Below are 26,407 nucleotides of genomic sequence, written 5' to 3'. Positions count from 1 at the left end.
CCCGGAGCAGCCGAGCTGTTCATCCGATAAAATGCAACAAGGGAACGATAGCTCGTCCCCCTGTCTCTAACAAATCACTGTTTGTTTCAATATGTTACGAAATGTAACGTACTTTGAAATATTTGCTTTTAATTGGCCTGACGCCGCAGAAATGCTGGGATATCCAGAAGGTCTTCTTCGGTAGATGGCGTTTGAATCCGGTCTTGAGGATCCAACCCGGTCAATCTTGGCTGTTGACTGTTACCTGCTACAGGCGATTCGGATGGGGTTGCTGTCGGTGCCACAGAAGGTGTCGCAGGGGCATTAACAGTTGCTTTTCCCATCTCAAGCTCTTCTTGTTCTTCGGACTGCGTGGCAGCTTGAAGAGCACGTGCTGCACCACCGGTAATGCGTCCAAACAAGCCGCGTCCTTTTTTGGATGCATCTTCGTGTTTGTCCGTGCCGTTAGCCAGAGCAGCCGCCGCAAAAGGATCTGCCTTTTGCCCTGTTACCTGAGGAGCCGCAGGTTTCTGGTTTGTAACCGTGGTCGGGGTGGGAGCAACAAAGGTATCGTTCTTTATTTCAGCTTGTGGTGCTGTTGCGGAAACAGGCTGAGCATCAGCTTCACTGCGTGTGATCGCTGATTCGATACTTGTTTGTGATGGTCCTGTCTCAATAATTGGTTGAGCGGCAGGTTCTGCACTTGCTGCCGCGGCCGGTGTTGAGACAGGCGTTGCTGCAGGTTGAGGTGCTTCGGCAACAGATGCAACAGCTTGTTCAGGCTGTGGTTCTGCGGGCGCTTCAGGTGTCACATTCAACGGTGCTGGCGGCGCTTTGAATTCTTTCGTTTCAGGTGGACGAATGTTCTTCATTGATTCAGCATCAATACCGGTGGCAACAACAGATACCCGCATGGTGCCTTCCATATTCGGATCATATGTAGAACCAAAAATGATGTTTGCTTCGGGATCAACTTCGTCCCGGATGCGGTTTGCAGCTTCATCGACTTCAAACAGTGTCAGATCTGGTCCACCTGTGATGTTTATAAGAACTCCACGAGCGCCCTTCATAGATACTTCGTCAAGCAGCGGGTTGGAAATTGCTGCTTCGGCAGCATCCATCGCACGGCTTTCGCCATCGGCTTCGCCAGTTCCCATCATGGCTTTGCCCATTTCGGTCATAACAGCGCGAATATCAGCAAAATCGAGGTTGATCAGACCAGGCATAACCATAAGGTCGGTTACACCACTAACGCCGGAGCGCAACACGTCATCCGCCATTTTAAATGCATCGGCGAAGGTTGTCTTTTCGTTGGCAATTCTGAACAGATTCTGGTTTGGAATAATGATCAGCGTATCAACGTATTGTGCCAGCTCTTCGATACCCTTTTCCGCAAGGCGCATACGATGCACACCTTCGAAGTGGAAAGGCTTGGTCACAACGCCAACTGTCAAAATACCAGCATCACGTGCTGATTTGGCAATGACAGGTGCAGCACCGGTTCCGGTACCACCGCCCATGCCGGCTGTAATAAAGACCATGTTCGAGCCTTCGAGGTGACCAAGGATTTCATCCATGGCTTCCTCTGCTGCAGCTTGTCCTATGTCTGGACGTGATCCGGCACCAAGGCCCTGGGTAATGTTTCTGCCTAGCTGGATCGTGCGATCACATGATGACTGCGCGATTGCTTGCGCGTCGGTATTTGCTATCAAAAACTCGACACCCTCCAGATTACTCTGGATCATGTTGTTTACAGCATTACCGCCTGCACCACCGACCCCTATAACCGTAATCTGAGGGGTCAGTTCGGAATCAACTGGTGGTACATCTAAATTTAAAGCCATCACTAACCTCCGTTGCACGCCGACTCGGCGCATTCGTTTGTCAAGTTGTACTATAAAGTAGTGGAATCAGTCGAGCTAATTCCTAACTTTTTCTTAAAAATTTTCACTGAACCACTTCCCAAACTTACTCACGAAGTTCTGAGGCTGAGTCTCCTCGGGGGTTTTCTCGGTTTGAACGTCGTTATGGGCAATGGTTGCGTAGGTCAAAAGACCCGCGCAGGTAGAGAAGCTTGGCCCGCCTGTGGCGTCTGCCAAACCGTTTACGCGTATCGGTCTACCGATCCGAACTTGTTTGTCGAGAATCAAGCTCGCAAGATCCGGTAAGCCAGGAAGCTGGCTGGCACCGCCTGTCAAAACAACACGCCGCCCACCAACTTTATCGAAGCCACTCATTTCCAGTTTCGAGCGGACGATTTCAAAAGTTTCTTCCAGTCTTGGCTGTATAATGCCGACTAGAAGTGATCGCGGGACCTGTTGCGGTTGGCTACCAGCTTCTTCGCCTACCTGTGGGACATCAATCATTTCCCGTTCATCTGTAACGGTTGCGACAGCATGACCGTACAGGGTTTTCATGCGTTCAGCTTCGGCGACTGGTGTGGAAAGACCACGTGCAACATCATTGGTCACGTGATGGCCTCCAACAGGGATGACATCACTGAACACCAGCTTTCCTTCGCTGAAGACGGCAATCGATGTTGTTGTGCCACCCATATCAACCAGAGTAACACCGAGTTCCATTTCATCATCGACCAGACAAGCAAGGCCTGATGCATAAGGTGTGAGCACAAAACTTAGGGGGTCAAGGTGGCAGCGTTTGACGCAGGTTGTCAGGTTACGCAAAGAATTTGCTGCGGCGGTAATAAGGTGCATTGTTACACCCAGCATTTCCCCGTGCATTCCCCTTGGGTCCTTGACGCCACGATTACCGTCGAGGGTAAAGCCTGTTGGCAGGGAGTGAATAAGCTGACGACCTTGTTCAGCGTTGCCTTCTGGCCCCTGAATTTTGCTGGCGTGCTCAAGAGCTTGTTTCAAGTCGGTTTCAGTAACTTCATGGCCATTGATGGCAACTTCGAGGTTTATGTTGTGGGATGCTGGTGATCCCCCCGAGAGATTTACGAGTACTGCATTAACCGTTTCACTTGCCATTTGCTCTGCAGAATGCACGGCATTCAGAATGGAATCTTCCAATGCTTCCATATCAACAATGTTGCCGCTCTTCATACCATGGCTGGCCTGTTGTCCAATACCGATTACTTTCGGTGGGTTATCGCCATCCATTTGAGCAATGAAACAGCAAATTTTGCTGCTGCCCACGTCTATGGCAGCTATTGTTCCATGCTTGATAGCCCCGGGGTTCCGCTTCATGATTGGCGGTTTCCCTGGATAGAAGGCGTGATCATTGTTTTTGTCCGGAAACGAGGGGACAGTACCATTAAGTTTTCTTTCCTTTTACTTTCTTCGTTTTGTTTTTTTCAGAGCCACCGGACGTTCTGACAATGAGACGATCTCTCAAGCGTAAATCAACGACGATAACGTCTCGCTCTAAAACACCTTCGTCACGTTCGATACGGGCAAAGAAAGACCAGGCGTCATTGGCGTCTTCTTCGGGAAGTTGCACATCAACACCGTTGTTGAGGCGGATGTTCCAGCGGCGTCCACTCACACGAACGGCTGCTTTTACTCGATTACCAAGCTCTGGCTCGCTTTCTATGAGAGCGAGAATTTCGCGGGCGTGATCAGGGGCATCAGGGCCAACGATAAGTGGTAGCTTTGAAAATCTGTTGGCCTTGGCAGATGCGATCACTTCGCCGCTTTGATCAATGACATGCAGAACGCCTTCTTCTTGCCAGAGTGCCAGTGGTTCTCTTTCTTCCAGATTTACGTAAATAATATTCGGCAGGCGGCGTTCAACAATAGCTCTTTTTACCCAGGGTAATTCCTCGAGATCCGCTTTTGCCTGTTCAGGAGAAAAAGATAAAATCGGTGTGCCGCGCTCTACATCCAGTTTACTGAGGATAGCTGCAGCGTTGCTTCTTTTACGGCCCTCGACAAGGACGTCTTCTACCGATAACCCAGCATCAGCGGTCATACCATGAAAGTCTTCAACGCCTTGATTGATCTTTTCCGGTATCCAGCCATTAGTCCATAGTACCGTGACAAGCCCGACAGTTGCGACTAGGCTTCCGGCGGCTGTGCCCCAAAATACTTTGCGCCAGTTTGTATCTCGAAAAGGAATTTTACTCCTTTTCTGAGGTCTTTTGCGTCTGCGCGTGGTTTTTTTATTACTACTCATAGCTCCTCCTTGTTCCCCAAGGCTTCTTGGACCATCCAGGAACAGAGTTCAGAGAAAGAAATACCGATATGTTTTGCCTGCTCGGGGACCAGACTGAGGTCTGTCATTCCAGGTTGTGTGTTGGTTTCCAGGTAATAGAGTTTGCCGTCACCATTTGCTGTGTCGTCGTAGCGGAAATCACTTCGACTTACTCCGGCACAACCAAGAACCTGATGTGATTTCAGGGCAGCATCCAGTGCTTCTTGGTATATGGCTTCAGGAATTGATGCAGGAATTATATGATCGGTTTTGCCCTCAGTATACTTGGCTTCGTAATCATAAAACCCTTCTTTAGGAGAAAGCTCTGTAACGGCGAGTGGCTTGTCACCCATCACAGCAACAGTCAGTTCACGTCCGGGGATATAACGTTCAACCATTATATCGCCGGAAAACCCGAGATCTTCGCGCGTTGCCGCAACGTGATTGTCCCCTTCGAAGACAATGTGAACACCAACGGATGAGCCTTCGCTCAATGGCTTGATAACATACGGTCGGGGCAAGGGATCACCCGCAGCCAGATCAACGGCCTGAATGCTTTTGCTCTCGGGAACACGTACGCCAACTTGCTCAACCATCGCTTTGGCACGTTCTTTGTGCATGGCAAGGGCAGAGCTTAGAACCTTGGAATGTGTATAAGGCAGAGACAAGAGTTCCAGGAATCCCTGAACACAGCCATCTTCGCCCCACTGTCCGTGGAGAGCATTGAAAACGACAACAGCTTTGCTTTCTTGCAACTGAGAAATCAATGCCGGGATATCTTGGCTAACATCTATTTCCGTTACGGTATAACCTGCCTTGCGCAATGCCTCAGCACAGGCAGCTCCGCTGGCAAGAGACACGTCTCGCTCAGCTGAAAAACCACCTTTTAGTAATGCGACATGACAGGTCATAAATGCTTCTTCCTTTTATATTCTTAGTGCTCGCCAGCTTTATTTTCAGGCGTTTTGTTTCCCAGGCGTTTTATTTCCCAGTGCAATTCTATGCCCGAGGTTTCTTTGACCCGTTTCCTGACTTCTTCGCCAAGATTTTCCAGATCACGTGCGGATGCTTTGTCATTGTTAATCAGAAAATTACAATGTTGTTCAGATACTTGAGCGTCACCAATCTTGAGGCCACGGCATCCCGCTTTGTCGATTAACTGCCAGGCTTTGTTGTCATCAGGATTTTTAAACGTACTGCCGCCTGTACGGGATTTAATGGGTTGTGTGCTGCCCCGTGCATCCTGAATTTCTTTCATTCTCTCAGCAATTTCGCTTGAATTTCCAGCTGTGCCGACAAAACAGGCACGAACAAAAATCCACTCTTTTCCCAATTCACAATGACGATAGGCATACCCTAATTGCTCGGGACTAAAGCGTTGAATGTTTCCTGATAAGTCAATTGCTTCGGCCCAAACCAAGATGTCTTTGGTTTCTCGACCGTAAGCCCCGGCATTCATTCGCAATGCACCACCAATTGTGCCGGGAACACCACAGAGGAATTCCAATCCGGTAATTCCTGCTTTCATTGCTGTTTTTGCGACTTTGACATCTAAGGCTGCGGCACCGGTAATAATCTGATTTTTTGTTTCATCAGATGCTTCTACCTTTGCAAAAGCAGGACCGAGGCGAATAACAACGCCGGGAATACCACCGTCACGGATCAAGAGATTTGACCCTACTCCGATGACAAGCACTGGTGTATCTACTGGTTTGTTCTGTAGAAAGTGAATTAGATCGTCCTGATCTGCGGGTGTATAAAGTACGTCTGTTGGGCCCCCGACTTTAAACCACGTGACCTTTGCCAATTGCGCATCAGTCTTATAGTTGCCCCGAACGGGGGGCAGGCTATGTATAAGATGGTTTTCTGGAAGAGCCTGTTGAGACATGCTTATTTACGACCCCCGGATAGTACTGCGTCCAGTTCGTCAGGCAAGGCATGTGCCCAGGCCGATATTGATCCAGCACCAAGGCAAACAACAACATCACCTGTAGTGGCCGTTTCAGAAACCAGCTCAGCAAGCTTGTCGGGGCCAGATAAAGCAATCGCGTTTCTGTGCCCACGTGTCAGGAGACCTTTTACAAGACTGTCGCGATCGGCCCCTTCAATTGGTTCTTCACCAGCGGTGTATACATCAGAAACGATAACTTGATCCGCATCGTTAAAGCAGGAGCAAAAACCTTCAAAGTGATCTGACAGGCGTGAATAACGATGTGGCTGTACGACGGCAATTACTTTCGAATCCTCGTCAATAGCTTGTCTTGCAGCCTGTAAAACAGCGGCAATTTCGACGGGATGGTGCCCATAGTCATCAATGATGGTTATGCCGTTGACTTCACCTGTTTTGGTGAAGCGGCGTTTCACACCTTTGAAATCCATCAACGATGCCCGGATTTCATCATCATTCATACCCAGTTCGCTGGCAACAGAGATCGCGGCAAGTGCATTGAGGATATTGTGATTCCCCAGCATTGGTAGGCGGCAGTCAGTAATGGTTCTGCTGTCAGCGTCACTCCGTTTTGAAATGACGACATCAAAAACGTTACCTGTGATTTCTGTGCGAACATTCACGGCACGGAATTTTGCCTGTGGGCTAAAGCCATAGGTGACAATTCTGCGATCCTCAATACGTCCGATCAGTGACTGAACCACAGGGTGATCTATGCACAGGACGGAAAATCCATAGAAGGGAATGTTTTTAACAAAAGTTGCGAAAGCATCGTGGAGTGCTTCTATTGAGCCGTAAAATTCCATGTGTTCCGGGTCAATATTCGTAATGACCGAGATTGTCGCGGGTAGTTTGATAAAGGTACCGTCACTTTCATCGGCTTCAACAACCATCCAGTCACCATCGCCCAACCGTGCGTTGGTGCCATAGGCATTGATAATTCCGCCATTGATGACCGTTGGATCAAAGCGTCCCCCATCAAGTAGCGCAGCAATCATAGAGGTTGTTGTTGTCTTGCCATGCGTTCCACCCACAGCCACGCAGGATTTGAAGCGCATAAGTTCGGCAAGCATTTCGGCACGGCGAACAATAGGGGTTAGATTATTACGTGCTTCTTCGACTTCTGGATTATCCAGCTTGATAGCCGAGGATACGACAACAACGCGGGCATCTTGCACGTTCTCAGCCTTGTGGCCGATCATGACTTTAATACCCATATCGCGCAGGCGGAGAACGTTGGCTGATTCAGCAATGTCACTGCCTTGAATCTGGTATCCGAGATTGTGCAAGATTTCGGCAATCCCGCTCATCCCGATACCGCCGATACCCACAAAATGCAAAGGGCCTATGTCGAGTGGCATGCCTTTCATGCTACCGCCCCCGTTGAAACGTTCTCGCTTGTTAATTTTTCGTCTCCGTTACTTTCTTTTATGCCGCACACAACATCTGCGAGATTACTCGCAGCGGCAGTGATGGCGCTGTTGCGGGCACAAGATGCTGATCTTTCGAGCAGTTGTGTGTGTGAAAAAAGTGAAATTAATCTATCTGCCAGTTTTTGTGGCTTTAAACAGCGCTGCGCCATGAGCCAACCAGCCCCTGCATCTGTGAAATCACGTGCATTTTCAGTTTGGTGATCATCTGTTGCGTGGGGGTAAGGAACCAAAATGGCAGGGCGTCCGGCCGCGGCCAATTCTGTTACCGTTGAAGCACCAGAGCGACAGATAGCAATATGTGCCGTTGCTAGCCTTGTTGGCATATCGTCAAAAAAAGCTTTGAGATCTGCTTTGATGCCGTTGTCGTTGTAGAGGGCTTCGATTGTCTCAGCCCCTTCACCACGCACCTGTTGTGAGATATGAAGGCGTGTCCGAATTTCTTTGGGGAGAAGGGCAAGGGCTTCGGGGACAATCGTATTAAATACAGTAGCACCTTGGCTACCGCCTGTGACCAGGATATTTAACGTGGACTGATCATCTGGTGTCGGGTAGGCAACTTCGCGAAGAGCCAGGATCTCAGGACGAACCGGATTTCCTGTCAGGGTGATTTTGTTCTCTAATCCCTGCGGGATATGGCTGACGTTCTTGAACGAGGTACAGATACCGTGTGCTTTAGTAGCCATTAGGCGATTTGCTCGACCCAACACGGCGTTCTGTTCATGCAGGAAAAGAGGAATTCCAAATTGCCCGGCGGCCAAACCTGCTGGTACAGAAGCATAACCACCGAAAGCCACGACAACATCAGCTTTGATTGACTTGAGTAGTTTCCGGGCTTTCAGGGTGCCGATGAAGATTTTACCGAGACTAAGGACTTTACGTACAATGCCGCCACCCGCAACACCGCCGGCAGAGACGCGATAAACTGTTACGTCTTTCAGGTCTTCGCCAAAACCGGCACCTCTTAGATCCGTAACGAGGCTGACTTTATTGCCACGTGCAAGTAACTCGTCGGCAAGTGCGCGCGCCGGGAACATATGTCCGCCTGTTCCGCCAGCTGTGAGTACAATGTGCATTGGTTTGTTTGTCATTATATGCCCCCGTCATAATCGCCGTGAGGGCGGCGTCTGGTGAAGGCCAGTACCATTCCCATACCGACTGCCAAGGCGAGAAGTGATGATCCGCCATAACTGATGAAGGGGAGTGTCATACCTTTTGTTGGGATGAGGTGAATTGCAGATGCCATGTTGATAATAGCCTGCAGACCAAATTGTACGAGCAAGCCTGTGCAAGCGAGCAGAACAAAAAGATTGTTCTCTTGTAATAGACGGCTAAAACCACGCAAGACGACGAAAGCGAACAGGCTGACAATGATCAGGCAGGCAATAAGGCCAAGTTCTTCGCCAGCGACTGAAAAGATAAAATCAGAATGTGCATCGGGTAGCTGTGATTTTACAGTGCCTTCGCCAGGGCCTTGCCCAAGTAACCCACCATTCTTGAAGGCTTCCATCGAACGATTAACCTGGTATCGACTTCCTGCTGCGGGATCAAGAAAGCCATCAATACGTGCCGTAACGTGTGGGAGAGTAAAGTAAGCGGTGATCAAGCCAAGGGCCGCGAAAAGAACTAATCCACCGACCAAAATCATAGGGAGACCTGCTAAAAATAACTGTACACCGCCGATGGCAGTTACAACGACTGTTTGTCCCAAGTCCGGTTGCATGAGTAAAAGGCTGATGACGACGAGCCAGATGCCAACAGCGATCAATGTGCCCGGAATACCTTCGTCGCTTTTTGCGCTGGCAAGCATCCAGGCAATCGTGACGGCAAAAAAGGGTTTCACAAATTCAGAAGGCTGGAGAGAGAAGCCGAGAATGTTAATCCATCGGGTCGCACCTTTGATTTCAACGCCCAGCACTAGTGTCGCCAGTAAAGCAAGGACTGTCAGGCCCATACCAATAACGGCAAAACGGCGCACTTTTTTTACAGGCATTAGGGAAATGCCAATCATGAACGCAGCAGCAGCCGGAAGCAGTAAGAAATGGCGTTTCGCAAGCTGGAAAGTTCCTACACCGCTGATCCGGTCAGCAGCGGCAGGAGAGGCGGCTAGAACCAGAAGAGCGCCAAATCCCATAAGTGCGAGCAATGCAGCAAGATTCCATCGATCCACGGTCCACCACCAGCGGCCTAAAACAGATGTGTCTGTACGAGAAAAAGTGCTCATGAGGCAATTTCCTTTACAGGTTGATGCTTCAGCTTTGCGACACACTCTTTGAAGTGATCGCCCCGAAGTTCAAAACTGCGATACTGGTCCCAAGACGCACACGCGGGAGAGAGAAGTACAACGGGATCTTGTTCAATTGATTGAAAGGCATCATTCGCTGCTTTTGTGACCGCAACATCAAGCGTTCCGCAAATCTCATAAGGTAACGAACTGCCAATTTGATTGGCAAATGCATCTGCACTTTCACCAACTAGATAAGCTTTTTGAATGCGCGGGAAGTAGGGTGATAGGCTTTCGATACCGCCGTCTTTTGCCCGTCCACCAGCTATCCAGTAGATATTGTCATAACTGCCGAGCGCACGTGCGGCAGCATCTGCATTGGTCGCTTTTGAATCATTGATATAGCGAACACCGTTGTTTGTCGTAACAAGTTCCTGACGGTGAGCTAAACCGGGAAATGATTTCATCCCGGCAATGATTTGTTCATCCGGCAGTCCAACAGAGCGGCAGGCGGCAAAAGCAGCAGCTGCATTCTGGTGATTATGATTGCCAGGCAAGCGTTCTATTGTGCCTAGGTCCGCAACATCTTTTTCGGTAGAAAAGACATCATCAATAAGGTGCCCTTCTGCCACAAAAACACCTTCGGCCAATCTGGTTGATCCAGAAATCGGTACTGTTCTTACCGTTCCGGTTTGGTTGACGGCATCGAACACTGCGCGGGAATGGTTGTCATCCATTCCAATGATTGCTGTGTCGCTTTTTGATTGGCGCTCGAAAATGTGTTTTTTTGCTTTGATATAACCATCTATATCGCCGTGACGGTCCAGATGATCCGGGCTGATATTCATGAAAAGTGCGATATCGAAAGTCAGCTGGGATAACAGATCAAGTTGATAGGATGACATCTCCAAAACGTAGATGCCTGTACTATCCAGCTGTGGCAATTCCAGAGCAGGGGTACCAAGATTTCCCCCGACAGCAATATTACGTCCAGCCGACGTTAAAATGTGCGCAATGAGGCTTGTCGTTGTTGATTTTCCATTGGTGCCGGTGATGCCAATGAAAGTTGCTTTGGGCACAGCCCTGTAAAGGAGCTCGACTTCGCAAATGATTTCAACTTTATTCTTTATTGCGGCTGCAGCAACAGGATGTGGTGTCGGGTGTGTCAGAGGGATGCCTGGTGACATCACCAAGCTTTGTACCGCGTTCCAATCACAGTTATTCAAATCAACAAGTGTCAGGCCCGCTTCTTCAGCCTTTTCACGACCTGTCGGGTTATCATCCCATGCCCAAACTTTTGCGCCAGATTGGGCGAGCGCACATGCAGCAGTCAACCCCGAACGTCCCAGACCTAAAACGGCAAAGGCTTTTTCATTGGTTGAGCTGATATATGTGCTTAAGTCGATCATCTATTCTTATCTGAGTTTCAGTGTGGCGAGGCCGATGAGGGCAAGGATCATGGAAATAATCCAAAAGCGAATAACCACTGTTGGTTCTGCCCAGCCCTTTTTTTCAAAATGATGGTGCAAGGGGGCCATTCGGAAAACACGTTTTCCCGTCGTTTTGAACGAGGCGACCTGTACGATTACGGAAACTGTCTCAAGGACAAAAAGACCACCGATTATTGATAAAACGATTTCATGCTTGGTGATAACAGCAATAGTTCCGAGAGCACCTCCCATGCTTAGAGAACCGGTATCACCCATAAAGACCATGGCTGGTGGTGCATTGAACCATAGGAAGCCAAGACACGCACCAACAAGAGCACCACAGAAAACTGTTAGTTCGCCTGTGCCGGGTACATAGGAAATCTGTAGATACTCAGCAAAGATGGTGTTACCGACAAGATACGAGATCAGGCCAAAGCAGGCACCCGCGATCATCACAGGAACAGTTGCCAGTCCATCAAGTCCATCTGTCAGATTTACGGCATTTGATGCGCCGACCATCACAAAAACAGCAAAAGGCACGTAGAAAAGGCCAAGGTTCAGCATAAGCTCTTTGAAGAAAGGGATTGCCAGATGAGTTCCCATTTCTGGAGGACTGACAGCCATTGTACCCGTTGCAGCAAGAACAGAGATCAGAACTTGAGCGAGTAGTTTGGCTTTACCGGGCAGGCCCTTGGTATTGCGCTGGGTCAGCTTGAGGTAATCATCACCAAAACCAATAAGACCAAAGCCAATGGTTACAAGCAGAATAATCCATATAAAAGGATTGCTCAGATTAGCCCAAAGTAGGGTGGAAACCGACAGGGCGAGCAGTATGAGTGCCCCCCCCATAGTCGGGGTTCCTTTTTTGGTCAAGAGGTGGCTTTCCGGGCCATCGTCACGGATCGGCTGGCCTTCACCTTGTTTGTTCTTCAGCCAGCGAATTATCCTGGGGCCAAAAATAAAGGAGATGAGAAGAGCGGTCAGAACCGCACCACCGCTTCTAAAGGTAATGTAGCGGAAAACATTGAACAGCGAATAGTCATCAGCCAGTGGAAAGAATATTTCATACAACATTACTCTTCTCCTCCATCATTTTGTGCAGATAGAGACTTCAGAGTTTCTATAATCACGGACATCTTACTTCCCAATGATCCTTTGACTGATACAACGTCATCGGCCTGAAGTTCCGTGGCCAGAACGACGGCTAATTCTTGTGAATTTTTTGTGTGAACACCGCGTAAGTTCGCGGGCAATGCCTCGTGTAAGGCTTTCATGTGCTGTCCGCAAGTAAATACGAGATCTATGCCGGAATCATTAAGCGGACCGGCGAGATCTGCGTGTATTTTTTTTGCCTTTTTACCCAGCTCTAACATGTCGCCCAGAACAGCTATTCTGCGCCCCGCATTATCAGGAACGGCATTTGCGAGAACGTTTATACTGGCCCGGACTGATGCAGGGTTTGCATTATAGCTGTCGTCGATAAGCTCGAAATGTTTTCCATTTGCGAGCTGCTGAACAGATTTTTCTCCGCGTCCGGGAAGACCATGAACTGTACTTAAATCTGCGGCTGCTTTCTCAACACCTGCACCAACAGCATCAACCGCAGCTAAGGCCGCCAGACTGTTTAAAATCCAGTGAAAGCCAGGATTGGAAATCGTGTAATCGATAATCTTTCCGCAGATGTCAGCTTCAACTCGGCTATATTCTGCAAAAAGCTCATATCCGATCAGCCTTGCCTGTGCTTTGGGATGTTCCCCAAAACTGACAATGTTTGTTACGCCGTTTGTGTTTGCTCGTTCGGCCATGAGATCAAAAAGCGGATGATCACGATTTAATATTGCGACACCATCAGCAGACATTGCTTCGAATATCTCACACTTTGCTTCGGCAATTTCTTCAAGAGATTTAAAGAACTCAAAGTGTGCTGCTTCGATAGTACTGATAATAGCAACGTCAGGGCGGACCAACTTGGTCAGTTCACGAATTTCACCAGTGCTGTTCATGCCCATTTCGTTAACGGCATAGACAGCATTTCGCTGCATTCGGGCCAGGCTGAGCGGAACACCCCAGTGATTGTTAAAGCTTGCGGCACTGGCGGCTGTTTCTGCTTGCTGGCTTAGACAATGCCGTAGGATTTCCTTGATCGTAGTCTTTCCGACTGAGCCTGTTACACCGATGAATTTAGCTGAGCTATTAGCACGGGCTGCGGCTCCAAATCTGTTGAGGGCACCGAGTGTATCATCGACGATAAGTAGGGGTGCGTCATCAGACAGGCGTTCTGGCCGACGTTGTACAACTGCTGCGGATGCACCTTCTTCAAAGGCTTTGGCAACATAATCATGACCATCAAAGTTTGGACCTTGCAGAGCAAAAAACAAGTCACCCTTTTCCAGGCTACGCGTGTTCAGAGACAGGCCGGTAGCTTGCCAGTCATGTGTGTTCTCGCCACCCGTCGCACTTGCTGCTTCTGCGGCTGTCCATAATACTTCACGCATGATCTGGACCTCCTGTATCCTGGGCTGTATTCCGGGTTTCTAGCGTGTGATCTATTGCCTCTTTGGCAACAATTCGATCATCAAAGGGAAGGACTTTATCGCCGACAATTTGGCCGCTTTCATGACCCTTTCCGGCAATAATAAGGAGATCTCCGTCATTAAGGTCTGAAACAGCTCTGAAAATGGCTTTGCGTCGATCATCAATCTCAATGGCATTTGGCGCTGCAGCCATCGCCTGCGCGCGGATAGTCGCAGGATTTTCTGTTCTGGGGTTATCGTCTGTAATGTAGGCTTGATCGGCCAGCTTATCAGCAATACCGCCCATCAAGGGGCGTTTCCCCGGATCGCGATCACCGCCACAGCCAACAATAATAGATAGTTTGCCGGGTGTGTGCGGACGCAGAGCCTGAATGATGGTTTCTACAGCATCGGGAGTATGGGCAAAATCAACATAGACCGTACCTCCTTTGGCTGTTTTACCTATTTTCTCAGCGCGTCCGGGAACGCCATTCAGCGTAGGCAGGGTATCCAGGATTTCCTTAAGATCTGCGCCGCAGGCAAGGACAAGGCCAACTGCGGCCATAATATTGGAAGCTTGGAAACTGCCCGTCAAAGGAAGCGTCACCTTATGAGTTTCTCCGAAGAGCGATAAAGTCAGATCCTGCCCGTCTGTTGTTGGACTTTGTTCGATGATTTGCAGGTCGCTGGGGCTGTGACCATAGCTGATAATATGGTGGTTTTTCTCAGCGCAAATTTTAGCAGTTTTCTCATATTCTGGCATATCGGCATTGAGAACAGCGGTTGCGCCCTTAGGTAACAAGTTACGGAACAACCTTAGTTTGGCGTCTAGATAGCTGGCCATATCTGGGTGGTAGTCCAGATGGTCCTGTGAAAGGTTGCTAAAAGCTGCTGCTTTAAGGCGCAGGCCATCAAGGCGATATTGATCTAGCCCGTGGCTGGATGCTTCAAGGGCCAGATGGCTATAGCCAAGATCGCTCAGGTCTTTGAGGCTATTAAAAAGCCCAATAGAGTCTGGTGTTGTTAAGGCAGCGGGTGCGTTTGGAATAGGGGGGTAGATACCAAGCGTTCCGAGGCTGGCTGCTTTATGTCCAAGAGCTTCCCAAATTTGTCGTGTGAAAGTCGCAATTGATGTCTTGCCATTGGTGCCTGTGATAGCCACCAGCGTTTCCGGTTGTTTCTCGCTAAACGCCGCGGCCAGCAATGATATCGTCTGCCGCGGGTTGTCGCTTTTCAGAACAGCCACTTTAGCTTCGAACGAAGAGGTGTCTTTGTTGGATGGAACAAGAATAGCAGTTGCGCCGGAAGCTAAGGCCTGAGGGATAAAGCTAAAGCCGTCGGGGCCGCCTTCAACCGCTGAAGGCAGAGCAGCAAAAAGGTAACCTGTTTTTACTTTTCTGCTATCAAGAGACAGTTCTTTTATTTCCCTGTTGTCATCACTGCTTGAGGGGCGAAGTTCTTCGGGTATTTTTGACAACAGTTTATCTAGCCGCAACCTTACGTCCTTCCATGCGGGCCTTTGCCTTTTTCAAAATTGTATTTCCAACAGTATCTGCATCTTCAATATAGGCGGGTTCAATGCCCATTAGAGGCGCCATTCGTTCGACAACACGTTTGACCACGGGGGCTGCGACCCAGCCACCCGTTGCAAATCCATATGTTTTCTTAGTGCCTTTGGGTTCATCCACCATGACATAAACTACATAGCGCGGATTGTTCATCGGGAAGGCCGCAACAAAGGAGGAAACGCGTGAATTTTTCACATATCGCCCGCCTCTTAATTTGTCTGCCGTACCTGTCTTTCCGCCGACGAGATATCCCTTGGCGTTGGCGTTTTTACCTGAACCGTGCAAAACAACAAGCCTCATTAAATCACGCATATAATCTGACGTTTTTTCGCTTAAAATGCGGCGTCCGAGAGGTACATCATCCTTGGCGCGTTTAATAAAAGTGGCTGGCTTTAATGTGCCGCCGTTAACCAGACTTGAGATGGCAGAGCTCAACTGTAATGGGCTGACGGCAATACCGTGGCCATAAGAGATAGTCATGGTATTGATTTCACGCCATGGTGACGGAACAAGTGGCGTACCGACTTCGCTGATCTCAACAGATGCCGGGCGTAACAGACCGAAGTTGGACAGATATTTACGTTGTGCTTCTGTGCCAACTTCCATCGCCATCTGAACTGTGCCGATGTTGCTGGAATAAATAAGGATTTCCGGAACAGATAACCAGCGCTTTAACGGCTTGTAATCATTGATGGTAAAGCGAGATACACGAATAGGTTTACTGACATCATAACCGTCGTAAACAGAAGCCACACCTTCATCAAGCGCCATGGATGACGTTAGCAGCTTGAAGGTTGACCCCATTTCATAGATACCGAGCGTTGCACGATTGAAACGTGCATCATCTGACGCTGTTCCCGGATTGCTTGGGTCGAAACTGGGGAGTGAAACTGAAGAAATGATCTCGCCTGAGTTCACGTCCATGACAATGCCTGCGGCACCGATGGCACTGAACTCTTTCATCGAACGCGCCATTTCTTCCCGTAAGATGTGTTGGACGCGGAGGTCCAGACTTAACTGAATTGGCTCGGGGTTTTCACGTAGTACCCGGTCAAAAGAGCGCTCTATTCCGGCAAGGCCTTTGTTATCAACGTTTGTAAATCCGATAACGTGGGCACCAAGGTTTCCGTGAGGATAAAAACGACGTTGTTCCTGCTCGAATTCCAGTCCGGGAATACCCAGGTTGTTAATTGCATATTGCTGGCGCGGTGTCAGATTTCGTTTGATCCAGATAAAACCACGGTCAGAGGAGAGCTTCTTTAGGAGCTTGTCCTGAGAAAGTTCAGGCAAAATATCCGCCAGAACTCTGGTCGCGACTTCCGGATTTGGAATTTTTCTCGGCTCGGCGTAAAGCGATGCGGTTGGAAGCGTTGTGGCTAGGACAATACCGTTGCGATCGACAATATCTGCACGGGTTGTCTGGACCGGTGGGGCTTCATCAATTTCCTGTACCGTTTTATTGCTTGCTTTAGGGCCTTGTAAAAGAGTCAGGTCAACCAAGCGAATAGAGATGACCATAAAGGCCATTGCCATCAACGCACCGGAAACAATCAACCTCGTTCGGCCAATCTCAAGTGCTTGCCGCAACCGTCCGTCCAGAGTGATTACTGATTTGGGCGTTTTAGGGTTGTTCAGATTTGTTAAACGGCCCTGTTTGTTGTCATCACGCCAATCACTCATTCTGTCACCTCTGCGCTGGCAGGGGTTGCTGACCCTGGTAATTTGATGCTGGTACCTGGTGTTTCTTCCTGATCTTTATAGGGAAGATCGGATAGCGTGATTACTTGTGCCGGATCCAGTGGCTTTAGTTCCAGATATTGAGAAGACAAGCGTGCTAAACGCTCTGGGCGGTTAAGATAACTCCATTCCGCCTGTAGGATACGAATAGCTTCCTTGTCGTGTTTGATCTGTGATTCTACCTGAGCCAATTGCCCTTCGAGCGCATTCACTTCTTCTTTGATTTGGAAGAGAACAATTGCGCAGGCAGCGCCAACAACGATCCAGATTGTGAGTCCGAGATTCTTCATGTGGCTGCTCCTTTTGTGCAAGGAGCATCTGTGCGGATCGCCACCCGTAGCCTTGCCGAACGGGAACGAGGGTTTTCGCTACATTCTTTCTCGCTTGGGGCAATAGCCTTTTTTGCCGGTAGAGAGAACGGTGCTTTACGCAGAGCCGCGGGCTCGACCGTCGGAGAATGACGGGAGCCCTGCGGCGTCCCCCCACTGCGTTCGCGTAAAAAGTTTTTAACGATACGGTCTTCCAAAGAGTGGAAGGAAACGATTGCCAGACGTCCACCGGGAGCAAGAAGCTGTTCTGCGGCTTCCAAACCGCGTTCCAGTTCGCCCAGTTCGTCATTCACAAAAATACGTAAGGCCTGAAAAGAGCGGGTGGCGGGATGGATTGTTTTACCATCTTTTCTGGGCTTTTGCCTGATGATGCGGCGAATGAGTTCTGCAAGCTGCAAGGTGGTTTCAAAGGGTTTTTCAACCCGATCGGTCACAATCGCACGTGCAATCAGGCGTGATTTTTTCTCTTCCCCGTATTTATACAGAATGTCCGCAATCTCTTTTTCGCCGTATGTATTTACGATATGAGACGCTGGCGGACGTTGATCAGAATTAGGGCCGTCCATGCGCATATCAAGCGGACCGTCTTCCTGAAAAGAAAAACCGCGCTCTGCTTGATCTAACTGCATTGAAGAAACACCGAGATCCAGGGTAATCCCATTAACCTTGTCGATATCGACCTGTTTCAACAGCGCTTGCATATCACCAAAGCAGCCGGAAAGTGTTGAAATTTTACCTGAAATCACTTCAGGTAATTTTTTTGCACTTTCATGTGCCGTTGGGTCCCGATCAATGCCAAACACTTTGCAGTCAGCCTGTTGTGCAATAGCTCGACTGTAGCCACCAGCACCAAAAGTACCATCAACAAAGGTTTCGTTGTCCTGCGGGGCCAAGGCAGCAATGATTTCCGACAGCATGACAGAGTAGTGGCCGTCTTGCTGAGCATTCAGGTTTGAATCAGATGACTCCGATGTCTGGTCATGAGAGCTAAAAACAGGTCGAGGAATAGCGAATAGAGAACGAGGAGAGGTCATTCGTTTTCTCCTTCTCTATCCAGTGTAATTGTCAGCTTTTTGGCTTTGGCACGATCTCTGGCTTCCTGCTTTTTCTCTTCCAGAGTTGCAGGATTCCAGACCTGAAACAGATCTCCTTTGCCGACAAAAGCTGCACGATCATCGATTTGGGCGTGTGCGATCAGTGCCGGGGGCAAGAGGATACGTCCGTCACCATCAAAAGAAAGTTGGTGAGAGTCTGCAAGGATAGCTGTGGCAAGATCATCATGCTCATCAGAGAAAAGGTCGAGGTTTGAGCTCATGCTTTTGTGGAGGCGACGCATGAAATCCATCCCGGCTGCTTCTAGGGCATCAGCACGGTATGACCGGAAAATGACTATTCCCTGAAAGGGTTGGTCGGCGAGCATTTGGCGAAAGGTAGCCGGAACCGACACGCGGCCCTTCTTATCTACCTTGTTTTCAAATGTACCTATAAAAAAGGTCACTGATTTCGCCTCAAAATGAATTGACCGATATTGGTCTTTTAAGAACACACCCCTGCGTTCCTATCTCGCCCTGTTCCCGATTTGGTCTGAAATGGGTCGTTTCTGATCTCAAATGGGATATTATGGGATATCATGGGATTGAATGGGTGTCAACGATTTCAGGCTGTGTCAAGGTATGGTTAAAACATAGTTAATTGCTTATTTTTTATGATAAATTTTTGATAAATACTCTGGATGAAAAATGAGGTTTTGGATTGATTTTATTGGTAAATTTAGATTGCGTTGGGAATGATGAAGAATGAATGAGGCATTAAAGATTTCCCGGGATGTTAGATGTATTGATTTCGATGAGAGATGTTTTGAATTATTTTTAATAAACCCGGATCGATTCATTCGTATTCTTGTCGCGATCAGGAATGATTTATTTGTTTTCTCTGGTTATCTATAGGCAGGTTTTATCTGCAATTGAATATTGAGTGTTTTTCAGCTCGGGAATTGAATAGAAGGTGGTAACAAATGAGTAAGATTGTTCTGGATACTGCTGATATTCGTATTCTTGCCGCCGTGCAACAAAATGGCCAGCTTAGTAAATCCAGACTTGCCGAGATTGTGAATCTTTCTCCAACACCTTGCTGGGTGCGTTTAGGAAGGTTGAAAAAGGCAGGGCTGATCAGGGGATATTCTGCAAATATCGCACTGGACTACGTTGTAAACCTATCAAAAGTCATTGTGACGATCTCGTTAGCAAATCATCGTAAGCAGGACTTTAAACGTTTTGAAACGTATATAGATGGGGAGGATGACGTTATTGAATGCATCGCGACGGGTGGCGGTACCGATTATGTGATGAAGATTGTTTCTAAGGATCTCTCTTCTTTTCAAGAAATGATGGATGCCATGCTTTCTGCTGAATTGGGGATTGATCGTTACATGACCTACATTGTCACCAGAGAGGTGAAATCTATTTCTCCAAATCTTACTCGATTACTTCCGGTTCAGAAAAACTGAGGCAACTATAATGTGCGAAAATCGCCTGATATAGTCCGATGAAGATTGCAAGAGACCAAATGGATTTTATCAACAAGTATATTGGTCTGTTTGGACTTTTTGACAGGAAAATTTAGCCCGTATTTCTCTGTAATGGCTGTTAGCGTCTGATGAATTCAATCAGCACGCGGCAGCCGTCAAAAGCTGCCCTATTAGAGGCAAGTAGCATGACGAACACCGATGACTTTGGTTTTGGTACACAAATTCGTAAATCCCCTTATTTTGATGCAACTGTTCGCTGGGGGGCAAAAGCGTTTTCAGTATATAATCACATGTATATCCCCCGCGATTTTGGTGATCCGGAACAGAACTTCTGGAATCTGGTGAACAATGCTATTCTATGTGATGTTGCTGTTGAGCGTCAGGTCGAAATTACAGGGCCGGATGCCAGCAAGTTTGTTCAGTTATTAACGCCGCGTAATTTATCAAGCCTTGCTGTCGGGCAGTGCAAATACATTTTGATTACCAATGCTGATGGCGGGGTTCTTAATGATCCTATTCTGCTGCGCCTAGGCGAAAATCATTATTGGATATCGTTGGCTGATAGTGACGTCCTGTTATGGGCGCAGGGCGTTGCAGTTCATTCTGGTCTGGATGTGACTATTGGTGAGCCGGATGTTTCTCCTCTTCAATTACAGGGGCCAAAATCTGGAGAAATCATGCAGGCGCTGTTTGGCGAAAGCATTATGGATTTGCGTTACTACTGGCTGCGCGAAGTTAATCTTGATGGCATCCCATTGATTGTTTCACGGACTGGTTGGTCTAGTGAACTCGGGTATGAGTTATATCTTCGTGATAGTGCGCAGGGGGATGTGCTGTGGGAAAAGATTATGAAGGCTGGCGTACCTTTTGGACTTGAGCCGGGACATACCTCTTCAATCCGTCGGATAGAGGGTGGAATGCTGTCTTATCATGCTGATATGGATATCATGACCAACCCTTACGAATTGGGATTAGATCGCTTGGTTGATTTGGAGATGGATGCCGACTTCATTGGCAAGGATGCTTTAAGGAAGATTTGTCAAAAGGGTGTTGCCCGTAAACAGATTGGGCTTGTTATTAATGGTCCAGCTCTTAAAGGGTCTAATACAACATTCTGGAAAGTGAAAAAGGGTGATGGGATCGTTGGTAAGGTTACCTCGGCTATTTACTCGCCCCGTCTAAATCAAAACATTGCCTTGGCAATGGTCTCTGAGGATGTAAGTGAAGTTGGAACTGTTTTTGATATTGAAATGCCGTCCGGGATCTTACAGGCTAGAGTTGTCGAAAAGCCTTTCTTTGACCCGAAGAAGATGATCGCTGTCGCGGCCTGATTTCACATTAAATACTCTGAACCACAAATAATGGTCTAAAGATTATGTCTGAACTTTCAATTGAGCTAACCTGGCAACGTTCTGAAGCTGAGTTGCGTCCGGGTAAATATTCCAACGCACACACTGTTCGTTACAATGATAATTATGAAGTGAAAGTTGATGCTGCCCCCGATTGGGGCGGTGATGAGGACAATACAAATCCTGAACAGGCATTGGGGGCTGCTTTATCAAGCTGCCACATGATGACCTTTCTTGCGTTGGCAGCCAAAGCTGGCTGGCCGGTCGCTGGCTTTAAAGATCGTGCCGTTGCTTTTTTGGGCAAGAACTCTAAAGGGCAAATGTCTGTTGTGAAAATTGATCTGCATCCTGTTGTCGAGTTTGATAATGATTTTACGATTACATCAGAAGAGCTGGATAAGATGCAGCATCGCGCGCATCGTTATTGTTTTATTGCGAATACATTAGCTGATAGCGTTGAAATTAATATTTGCGGAACTTAGGGAGTAGGGGCTGTGCCAGAGACTGGACCTGATCAGGATATTTTACTCAGTGAGAAAGATGCAGCGGGCGTATTACGCCTTACATTGAACGATGACAAGCGGCGTAATGCCCTTTCAGAAGAAATGTTGCGCAAGTTAAAAGATGCATTTTCTGCGGCTGCTGTTGACGCATCTGTGCGTGTCATCGTTCTTGCTGCGAAAGGGCCTGTATTCAGCTCTGGACACAATCTCAAAGAAATGACGGCGGCGCGAGAGCATGATGATCGTGGTCGGGCTTACTTTGCAAAAATACTGGCGTTATGTTCCGAGGTAATGCAGGGAATAGTCGCTTGCTCAAAGCCGGTTATTGCGAAAATTTCCGGCATTGCGACTGCGGCAGGGTGCCAGTTGGTGGCAAGCTGTGATCTCGCCATTGCATCTGAAACAGCGCAATTCAGCACGCCGGGTGTTCATATCGGACTTTTTTGTTCTACGCCTATGGTTGCCTTGTCGCGTAATGTCTCAAACAAGCATGCAATGGAAATGCTTTTGACCGGGGATATGATTTCTGCAGCACGGGCTGCTGAAATTGGTTTGGTTAATCGGGTCGCGCGCCCCGAGGAATTAAACGAGACAGTGCTTGGTCTCGCTCACAAGATTGCATCAAAATCCAGTTTAACTCTTGCGACTGGGAAACGTGCTTTTTACGAACAGCGCGAAATGAGCCTGCCACAAGCTTATGAATATGCATCGAATGTGATGGTTGAAAACATGCTGGCGTTTGATGCGGAGGAAGGCATCGGCGCTTTTGTTGAAAAGCGAACACCACAATGGCGAGATAAATAGGTCCGAAATGAGTAAGTTGGAGATGAGTAATCCTTATAACACAGGCCTTGATCGTAACCCGGCCAATTATCAATCCTTGACGCCATTGACCTTTCTTGAGCGTGCGGCGAGTGTTTTCCCTAACCATACTGCGATTGTTCATGGCAAGTTGCATCGTAACTATGCGGACTTTTACGCACGCTCGCGGCAGCTGGCGTCTGCCTTGTCGTTACAAGGTATTGGCCGTGGAGATACGGTTTCCGCTCTTCTTGCCAATACACCTGCGATGCTGGAATGCCACTATGGTGTGCCGATGTGCGGGGCTGTTCTGCATTCAATAAATACGAGGCTGGACGCAACTGTCATCGCATTCCAGTTGGATCATGCTGGCGCTAAAATACTTATTGTTGATCGTGAGTTCATGCCATTGGCGGAGCAAGCTCTAACCTTGGCAACAGTTACGCCGCTCCTTATTCAATATGATGACCCAGAATATTCCGAGCCAATGACCAGTGTTGATGCTCTGGATTACGAAGAGGTCTTGGCACAGGGTAACCCAAATTTTGACTGGATGATGCCAGAGGACGAATGGGATGCAATTTCTATCAACTACACTTCTGGGACGACAGGTGATCCCAAGGGGGTTGTGTCTCATCACCGAGGGGCATATCTGCTGGCGCAGGGAAATGCACTGACAACCTCTATGGCCAAACATTCTGTGTATCTTTGGACGTTACCAATGTTTCACTGTAATGGCTGGTGTTTCCCCTGGACACTTTCTGCTGTGATAGGGACACATGTCTGCTTGAGACAGGTACGTGCTGAACCAATCTGGAATTCACTGGCTGATCATGGTGTGACGCACCTCTGTGGAGCGCCGATTGTTATGTCGCTGATGATTTCTGCCTCAGATACGATCAAGCGAGATTTGAGCCATACAGTACAGTTCTTGACTGCGGCGTCCCCACCGCCACAAAAATTGTTGGCGGACATGAAGTCTGGCGGATTTGATGTTACGCATTTATACGGTCTTACAGAAACCTATGGACCAGCCGTGGTTAACGACTGGCACCAAGAATGGTCAGATCTTTCATCAATGGAACAGGCCGGTCTTAAGGCACGACAAGGGGTGCGTTACTTACCGTTGGAGGGGCTGGACGTCATTGACCCGGAAACGATGATCCCGGTGCCTCGTGACGGGGAAACATTGGGAGAGGTTATGTTCCGGGGTAATGTTGTCATGAAGGGCTATTTTCGTAATCATAAGGCAACAAAAGAGGCCTTCGAGGGGGGGTGGTTTCACTCTGGTGATCTCGGGGTGATGCATCCAGATGGATATATAGAGCTCAAGGACAGATCAAAGGATATTATTATCTCCGGGGGAGAAAATATTTCGTCCATTGAAATTGAGGAAATCCTTTATCGACATCCCGCAGTTGCTGTCGTCGCCGTCGTAGCTATGCCACACGAAAAATGGGGAGAAACACCCTGTGCCTTTGTCGAATTGGCGTCTGATCAAGATGCTTGTTCTGAGGAGCTAAATGATTGGTGTCGAGAGCATCTGGCTTCTTACAAGATTCCCAAAAAGTTTGTTTTCACATCCATTCCCAGAACATCTACGGGCAAAATACAAAAGTTCGTCTTAAGAGAGCAAGCTGCTGACTTAGCCGATAAGTCCTAAGGTTGAAGTGATAAATGTCAGACGGTCATAAGCCGGGTTTTGTCGCTTGCTACAAAGCCGAAGCCTGTGACAACGGAAGGCTATTCATCTGGGATGCTCATTGCTGAGCACCTCTCGCAACTGACCCGGTCGACGATGCGGAAAAACACCTGATTCCTCAAAACGAAGTTTTGTGAACCTGCCGACCCTATTTAGTTTTGCTCCCGGTGGGGTTTACCATGCCGCTTCCATTTCTGGCCGCGCGGTGTGCTCTTACCACACCCTTTCACCCTTACCTGCTTGTCACAATCCATAAAGGAATGCGGCCTACAGGTGGTTTGCTTTCTGTGGCACTTTCCCTAGGGTCGCCCCCGCCGGGCGTTACCCGGCACCGTATTCCCGTGGAGCCCGGACTTTCCTCCCTTTCCGGTTCAGGCAAGGCCTGCCAGAAAGAGCAGCCTGTCGGACCGTCTGACGCGCTACAGTTAGGCGGCTTCTCAGTCGTCGTCAAGCTGTGAATATAGATCCGCAAGAATTTGGCAGCATTCCTTGTCGATTTGTCCGTTTAATTTGCTCGGACGAAAATGTCTTTGAAAGGCGATTATGGCCGCTTTTGTCGCTGATCCCGTTGGACTATCCATGTCCACCGGGTAGCCATATTCGCCTAGTTTTAAAACGAAGTTATCTTCTGAAATGCTGTTATTCTGTGTTGTTTTAACTGGGAAAGCACCAATGCCTTGTTTAGCAAGAAAGGCCCAGTCAAACAATTCGCCGGGATCTTCTTTACGTTCCGGGGCCACGTCTGAGTGAGCTAATACTCTGGATGCAGGAATAGGATGGTGTTTCAGAATCTGCTTACAGAGGACGGTAACGGCTTCCATTTGTGCGGCAGGAAAAGCTCTGTATCCCCATTCATGGCCGGGGTTAACAATTTCTACGCCTATAGAGCAGCTATTGATATCTGTTTGTCCACCCCAGTATGCAAGTCCGGCATGCCAGGCACGTAGTTCTTCAGGGACGAGCTGAAAGACCTCTCCATTTTCCTCTACCAAATAATGGGCACTTACCTGTGCTGCGCTATCGCACAGGCGTTCAAGTGCCTCTTTGCCTGTCTGCATCCCGGTGTAATGCAGCAAAAGCATATTGATATCTGAACCCTCTAGACGAGGACCAAAGTTCGGAGATTGGAAAGTATGATTGAGTTTCATATGTCTCTTTCCGGTAAGGGGACCAGTTTTTTTGATGTTTGTGCTTCAAGTTTTTTGAGGATTGGGTTGCGGGCGACGATATCCTCGTTGACGGAGAGGAGCCATTGCCTGAATTTTCGCAGGGCAGGTCTGTTTGCTTTGTTTTTGGGGCTGACGATATGATAACGCCCTATAAGGGATACGAGATGAGGAAAAGGCATGACGAGCCGACCTGATGCCAAATCATCTTCGATCATCATAAGATCCCCAAGGGCAACCCCATATCCCATTGCTGCGGCCTGAAGAGCGCTGTCGGTCGTATCAAAAGCTTCCCCGTGGTTTGGGTCCAGGGATGTCGTTTTAGCCTCGTTGCACCACTGTGCCCATTCTCTGTATTTACTTTGGGAGGTTAGCTGGCTTCCGTCTTTATGAGAACTGCCGCAATGTAAAAGCATAACTTCGCTGAGTGAATTCGGGTCTTGTGGATTTGAGAGCTTTTGCAATGTGGAGGGCGCGCAAACAGGCGTCATCCATTCATTTGTAACGACAGTATCGTGCAGTCCGGACTGCATACAATGGCTATGGAGTATCCCTGCGTCGAAATTTTCTCTATCAAAATCGACGGGAAACCATGCTGTCGTGAGCCTGATATTAATGTCTGGTTCAAGCTGTTGGAACTCTGATAATCGGGGGATGAGCCATCTTACTGCAAAAGAAGGGAAAACTTTGATGGTTAGTTCTTCGGATGTCCCGGTGAGCTCTTCGGATACTTCATGCACACGATCAAAAACATCGCTTAAAACGGGGAGGAGTTTCTGTCCGTTTTCAGTAAGGCTTAAGCCGCGGTGTTCCCGTTCAAAAAGTTGGATCTGATAATAAACTTCCAGTGTTTTTATTTGGCGACTAATTGCACCCTGTGTGACATTCAATTCGTCCGCTGCATCGGTAAAACTTAGCCTTCTGGCAGCTGCTTCGAAAGCTTTGAGCGCATTAAGAGGTGGGAGTTGTCGACGCATTCTTTGATCCATGAGAAAATCTCATTCAAGTATGACAAATTCCAGTTTGAATAACAATCCCCTGTGATC

At 48.3% G+C, this 26,407-nt stretch carries 23 protein-coding genes and 1 other RNA gene; 5 read left to right on the top strand and 19 right to left on the bottom strand.

What is annotated here, in order from left to right:
* Positions 1-128: 128 nt before the first annotated feature.
* From ftsZ to BKB51_RS05030, 16 genes are all read right to left on the bottom strand, one after another.
* Positions 129-1,823 carry a cell division protein FtsZ gene (gene ftsZ, locus BKB51_RS05105; protein WP_085899980.1) on the bottom strand — a complete coding sequence of 565 codons (1,695 nt, stop codon included), beginning with the start codon at positions 1,821-1,823 and terminating at the stop codon, positions 129-131.
* A gap of 93 nt (positions 1,824-1,916) precedes the next feature.
* Complete coding sequence (gene ftsA, locus BKB51_RS05100; protein ID WP_085899979.1) at positions 1,917-3,188, bottom strand: cell division protein FtsA; 1,272 nt, start codon at positions 3,186-3,188, stop codon at positions 1,917-1,919.
* Positions 3,189-3,255: 67 nt separating this feature from the next.
* Positions 3,256-4,116, bottom strand: coding sequence for a cell division protein FtsQ/DivIB (locus BKB51_RS05095; protein ID WP_085899978.1), 861 nt, complete (start codon positions 4,114-4,116; stop codon positions 3,256-3,258).
* Entirely contained in the window at positions 4,113-5,045 is a 933-nt protein-coding gene (locus BKB51_RS05090; protein ID WP_085899977.1) for a D-alanine--D-alanine ligase, read from the bottom strand. Before BKB51_RS05090 ends, BKB51_RS05095 begins: the two co-directional genes overlap by 4 nt.
* A 23-nt stretch (positions 5,046-5,068) precedes the next feature.
* Positions 5,069-6,022, bottom strand: coding sequence for a UDP-N-acetylmuramate dehydrogenase (murB, locus tag BKB51_RS05085; protein WP_085899976.1), 954 nt, complete (start codon positions 6,020-6,022; stop codon positions 5,069-5,071).
* Positions 6,023-6,024: 2 nt separating this feature from the next.
* On the bottom strand, positions 6,025-7,452 hold the full coding sequence (gene murC / locus BKB51_RS05080) for a UDP-N-acetylmuramate--L-alanine ligase (RefSeq protein ID WP_085899975.1): 1,428 nt from the start codon (positions 7,450-7,452) through the stop codon (positions 6,025-6,027).
* Positions 7,449-8,603 carry an undecaprenyldiphospho-muramoylpentapeptide beta-N-acetylglucosaminyltransferase gene (gene murG, locus BKB51_RS05075; protein WP_085899974.1) on the bottom strand — a complete coding sequence of 385 codons (1,155 nt, stop codon included), beginning with the start codon at positions 8,601-8,603 and terminating at the stop codon, positions 7,449-7,451. The genes murC and murG overlap by 4 nt, the downstream gene beginning before the upstream one ends.
* Positions 8,603-9,736: a putative lipid II flippase FtsW gene (gene ftsW, locus BKB51_RS05070; protein WP_085899973.1), complete on the bottom strand. Its 1,134-nt coding sequence runs from the start codon at positions 9,734-9,736 to the stop codon at positions 8,603-8,605. The genes murG and ftsW overlap by 1 nt, the downstream gene beginning before the upstream one ends.
* Complete coding sequence (murD, locus tag BKB51_RS05065) at positions 9,733-11,145, bottom strand: UDP-N-acetylmuramoyl-L-alanine--D-glutamate ligase (protein ID WP_085899972.1); 1,413 nt, start codon at positions 11,143-11,145, stop codon at positions 9,733-9,735. The genes ftsW and murD overlap by 4 nt, the downstream gene beginning before the upstream one ends.
* Positions 11,146-11,151: 6 nt before the next feature.
* Positions 11,152-12,240 (bottom strand): phospho-N-acetylmuramoyl-pentapeptide-transferase, encoded by a 1,089-nt coding sequence (gene mraY, locus BKB51_RS05060; protein WP_085899971.1) that lies wholly within the window; start codon positions 12,238-12,240, stop codon positions 11,152-11,154.
* A complete protein-coding gene (locus BKB51_RS05055; RefSeq protein ID WP_218043951.1) occupies positions 12,240-13,661 on the bottom strand; it encodes a UDP-N-acetylmuramoyl-tripeptide--D-alanyl-D-alanine ligase in 1,422 nt (473 codons plus the stop codon). The genes mraY and BKB51_RS05055 overlap by 1 nt, the downstream gene beginning before the upstream one ends.
* On the bottom strand, positions 13,654-15,174 hold the full coding sequence (locus BKB51_RS05050) for a UDP-N-acetylmuramoyl-L-alanyl-D-glutamate--2,6-diaminopimelate ligase (protein ID WP_085899969.1): 1,521 nt from the start codon (positions 15,172-15,174) through the stop codon (positions 13,654-13,656). The genes BKB51_RS05055 and BKB51_RS05050 overlap by 8 nt, the downstream gene beginning before the upstream one ends.
* A complete protein-coding gene (locus BKB51_RS05045; RefSeq protein WP_085899968.1) occupies positions 15,161-16,927 on the bottom strand; it encodes a peptidoglycan D,D-transpeptidase FtsI family protein in 1,767 nt (588 codons plus the stop codon). The genes BKB51_RS05050 and BKB51_RS05045 overlap by 14 nt, the downstream gene beginning before the upstream one ends.
* Positions 16,924-17,274 carry a cell division protein FtsL gene (ftsL, locus tag BKB51_RS05040; protein ID WP_085899967.1) on the bottom strand — a complete coding sequence of 117 codons (351 nt, stop codon included), beginning with the start codon at positions 17,272-17,274 and terminating at the stop codon, positions 16,924-16,926. Before ftsL ends, BKB51_RS05045 begins: the two co-directional genes overlap by 4 nt.
* A complete protein-coding gene (gene rsmH / locus BKB51_RS05035) occupies positions 17,271-18,347 on the bottom strand; it encodes a 16S rRNA (cytosine(1402)-N(4))-methyltransferase RsmH (protein WP_085899966.1) in 1,077 nt (358 codons plus the stop codon). Before rsmH ends, ftsL begins: the two co-directional genes overlap by 4 nt.
* Positions 18,344-18,811 carry a division/cell wall cluster transcriptional repressor MraZ gene (locus tag BKB51_RS05030; RefSeq protein WP_085900229.1) on the bottom strand — a complete coding sequence of 156 codons (468 nt, stop codon included), beginning with the start codon at positions 18,809-18,811 and terminating at the stop codon, positions 18,344-18,346. The genes rsmH and BKB51_RS05030 overlap by 4 nt, the downstream gene beginning before the upstream one ends.
* A 516-nt stretch (positions 18,812-19,327) precedes the next feature.
* Here BKB51_RS05030 and BKB51_RS05025 point away from each other — a divergent pair.
* The 5 genes from BKB51_RS05025 (at position 19,328) to BKB51_RS05005 (ending at position 24,156) form a co-directional block, all read left to right on the top strand.
* Positions 19,328-19,819: an Lrp/AsnC family transcriptional regulator gene (locus tag BKB51_RS05025; RefSeq protein WP_085899965.1), complete on the top strand. Its 492-nt coding sequence runs from the start codon at positions 19,328-19,330 to the stop codon at positions 19,817-19,819.
* Positions 19,820-20,025: 206 nt separating this feature from the next.
* Positions 20,026-21,171, top strand: a complete 1,146-nt coding sequence (locus tag BKB51_RS05020) for a glycine cleavage T C-terminal barrel domain-containing protein (protein ID WP_085899964.1) — start codon at positions 20,026-20,028, stop codon at positions 21,169-21,171.
* Positions 21,172-21,215: 44 nt separating this feature from the next.
* Positions 21,216-21,671 (top strand): OsmC family protein, encoded by a 456-nt coding sequence (locus BKB51_RS05015; RefSeq protein ID WP_085899963.1) that lies wholly within the window; start codon positions 21,216-21,218, stop codon positions 21,669-21,671.
* A 12-nt stretch (positions 21,672-21,683) separates the two neighbouring features.
* The gene (locus BKB51_RS05010) at positions 21,684-22,496 is read left to right on the top strand and encodes an enoyl-CoA hydratase (RefSeq protein WP_198946635.1); all 813 of its coding nucleotides are present in this window, start codon (positions 21,684-21,686) and stop codon (positions 22,494-22,496) included.
* A 7-nt stretch (positions 22,497-22,503) separates the two neighbouring features.
* Positions 22,504-24,156, top strand: a complete 1,653-nt coding sequence (locus tag BKB51_RS05005) for an acyl-CoA synthetase (protein WP_198946634.1) — start codon at positions 22,504-22,506, stop codon at positions 24,154-24,156.
* A gap of 13 nt (positions 24,157-24,169) precedes the next feature.
* Here BKB51_RS05005 and rnpB read toward each other — a convergent pair.
* The 3 genes from rnpB to gcvA form a co-directional block, all read right to left on the bottom strand.
* An RNA gene (gene rnpB / locus BKB51_RS05000) (RNase P RNA component class A) lies at positions 24,170-24,610 on the bottom strand.
* A 22-nt stretch (positions 24,611-24,632) separates the two neighbouring features.
* Positions 24,633-25,343 (bottom strand): N-acetylmuramoyl-L-alanine amidase, encoded by a 711-nt coding sequence (locus BKB51_RS04995; RefSeq protein ID WP_218043950.1) that lies wholly within the window; start codon positions 25,341-25,343, stop codon positions 24,633-24,635.
* Entirely contained in the window at positions 25,340-26,350 is a 1,011-nt protein-coding gene (gene gcvA, locus BKB51_RS04990; protein WP_085899961.1) for a transcriptional regulator GcvA, read from the bottom strand. Before gcvA ends, BKB51_RS04995 begins: the two co-directional genes overlap by 4 nt.
* Between the last annotated feature and the right edge of the window lie 57 nt (positions 26,351-26,407).

Source organism: Kiloniella majae, from assembly GCF_002118315.1.
GTDB lineage: Bacteria > Pseudomonadota > Alphaproteobacteria > Kiloniellales > Kiloniellaceae > Kiloniella > Kiloniella majae.
This window is presented reverse-complemented; position numbering and strand designations above follow the sequence as displayed.

Excerpts from the sequence above, each read along its gene's own strand:
- ftsZ (WP_085899980.1), bottom strand. The coding sequence starts at position 1,823 with ATGGCTTTAAATTTAGATGTACCACCAGTTGATTCCGAACTGACCCCT.
- ftsA (WP_085899979.1), bottom strand. The coding sequence starts at position 3,188 with ATGAAGCGGAACCCCGGGGCTATCAAGCATGGAACAATAGCTGCCATA.
- BKB51_RS05095 (WP_085899978.1), bottom strand. The coding sequence starts at position 4,116 with ATGAGTAGTAATAAAAAAACCACGCGCAGACGCAAAAGACCTCAGAAA.
- BKB51_RS05090 (WP_085899977.1), bottom strand. The coding sequence starts at position 5,045 with ATGACCTGTCATGTCGCATTACTAAAAGGTGGTTTTTCAGCTGAGCGA.
- murB (WP_085899976.1), bottom strand. The coding sequence starts at position 6,022 with ATGTCTCAACAGGCTCTTCCAGAAAACCATCTTATACATAGCCTGCCC.
- murC (WP_085899975.1), bottom strand. The coding sequence starts at position 7,452 with ATGAAAGGCATGCCACTCGACATAGGCCCTTTGCATTTTGTGGGTATC.
- murG (WP_085899974.1), bottom strand. The coding sequence starts at position 8,603 with ATGACAAACAAACCAATGCACATTGTACTCACAGCTGGCGGAACAGGC.
- ftsW (WP_085899973.1), bottom strand. The coding sequence starts at position 9,736 with ATGAGCACTTTTTCTCGTACAGACACATCTGTTTTAGGCCGCTGGTGG.
- murD (WP_085899972.1), bottom strand. The coding sequence starts at position 11,145 with ATGATCGACTTAAGCACATATATCAGCTCAACCAATGAAAAAGCCTTT.
- mraY (WP_085899971.1), bottom strand. The coding sequence starts at position 12,240 with ATGTTGTATGAAATATTCTTTCCACTGGCTGATGACTATTCGCTGTTC.
- BKB51_RS05055 (WP_218043951.1), bottom strand. The coding sequence starts at position 13,661 with ATGCGTGAAGTATTATGGACAGCCGCAGAAGCAGCAAGTGCGACGGGT.
- BKB51_RS05045 (WP_085899968.1), bottom strand. The coding sequence starts at position 16,927 with ATGAGTGATTGGCGTGATGACAACAAACAGGGCCGTTTAACAAATCTG.
- ftsL (WP_085899967.1), bottom strand. The coding sequence starts at position 17,274 with ATGAAGAATCTCGGACTCACAATCTGGATCGTTGTTGGCGCTGCCTGC.
- rsmH (WP_085899966.1), bottom strand. The coding sequence starts at position 18,347 with ATGACCTCTCCTCGTTCTCTATTCGCTATTCCTCGACCTGTTTTTAGC.
- BKB51_RS05025 (WP_085899965.1), top strand. The coding sequence starts at position 19,328 with ATGAGTAAGATTGTTCTGGATACTGCTGATATTCGTATTCTTGCCGCC.
- BKB51_RS05020 (WP_085899964.1), top strand. The coding sequence starts at position 20,026 with ATGACGAACACCGATGACTTTGGTTTTGGTACACAAATTCGTAAATCC.
- BKB51_RS05015 (WP_085899963.1), top strand. The coding sequence starts at position 21,216 with ATGTCTGAACTTTCAATTGAGCTAACCTGGCAACGTTCTGAAGCTGAG.
- BKB51_RS05005 (WP_198946634.1), top strand. The coding sequence starts at position 22,504 with ATGAGTAAGTTGGAGATGAGTAATCCTTATAACACAGGCCTTGATCGT.
- BKB51_RS04995 (WP_218043950.1), bottom strand. The coding sequence starts at position 25,343 with ATGAAACTCAATCATACTTTCCAATCTCCGAACTTTGGTCCTCGTCTA.
- gcvA (WP_085899961.1), bottom strand. The coding sequence starts at position 26,350 with ATGGATCAAAGAATGCGTCGACAACTCCCACCTCTTAATGCGCTCAAA.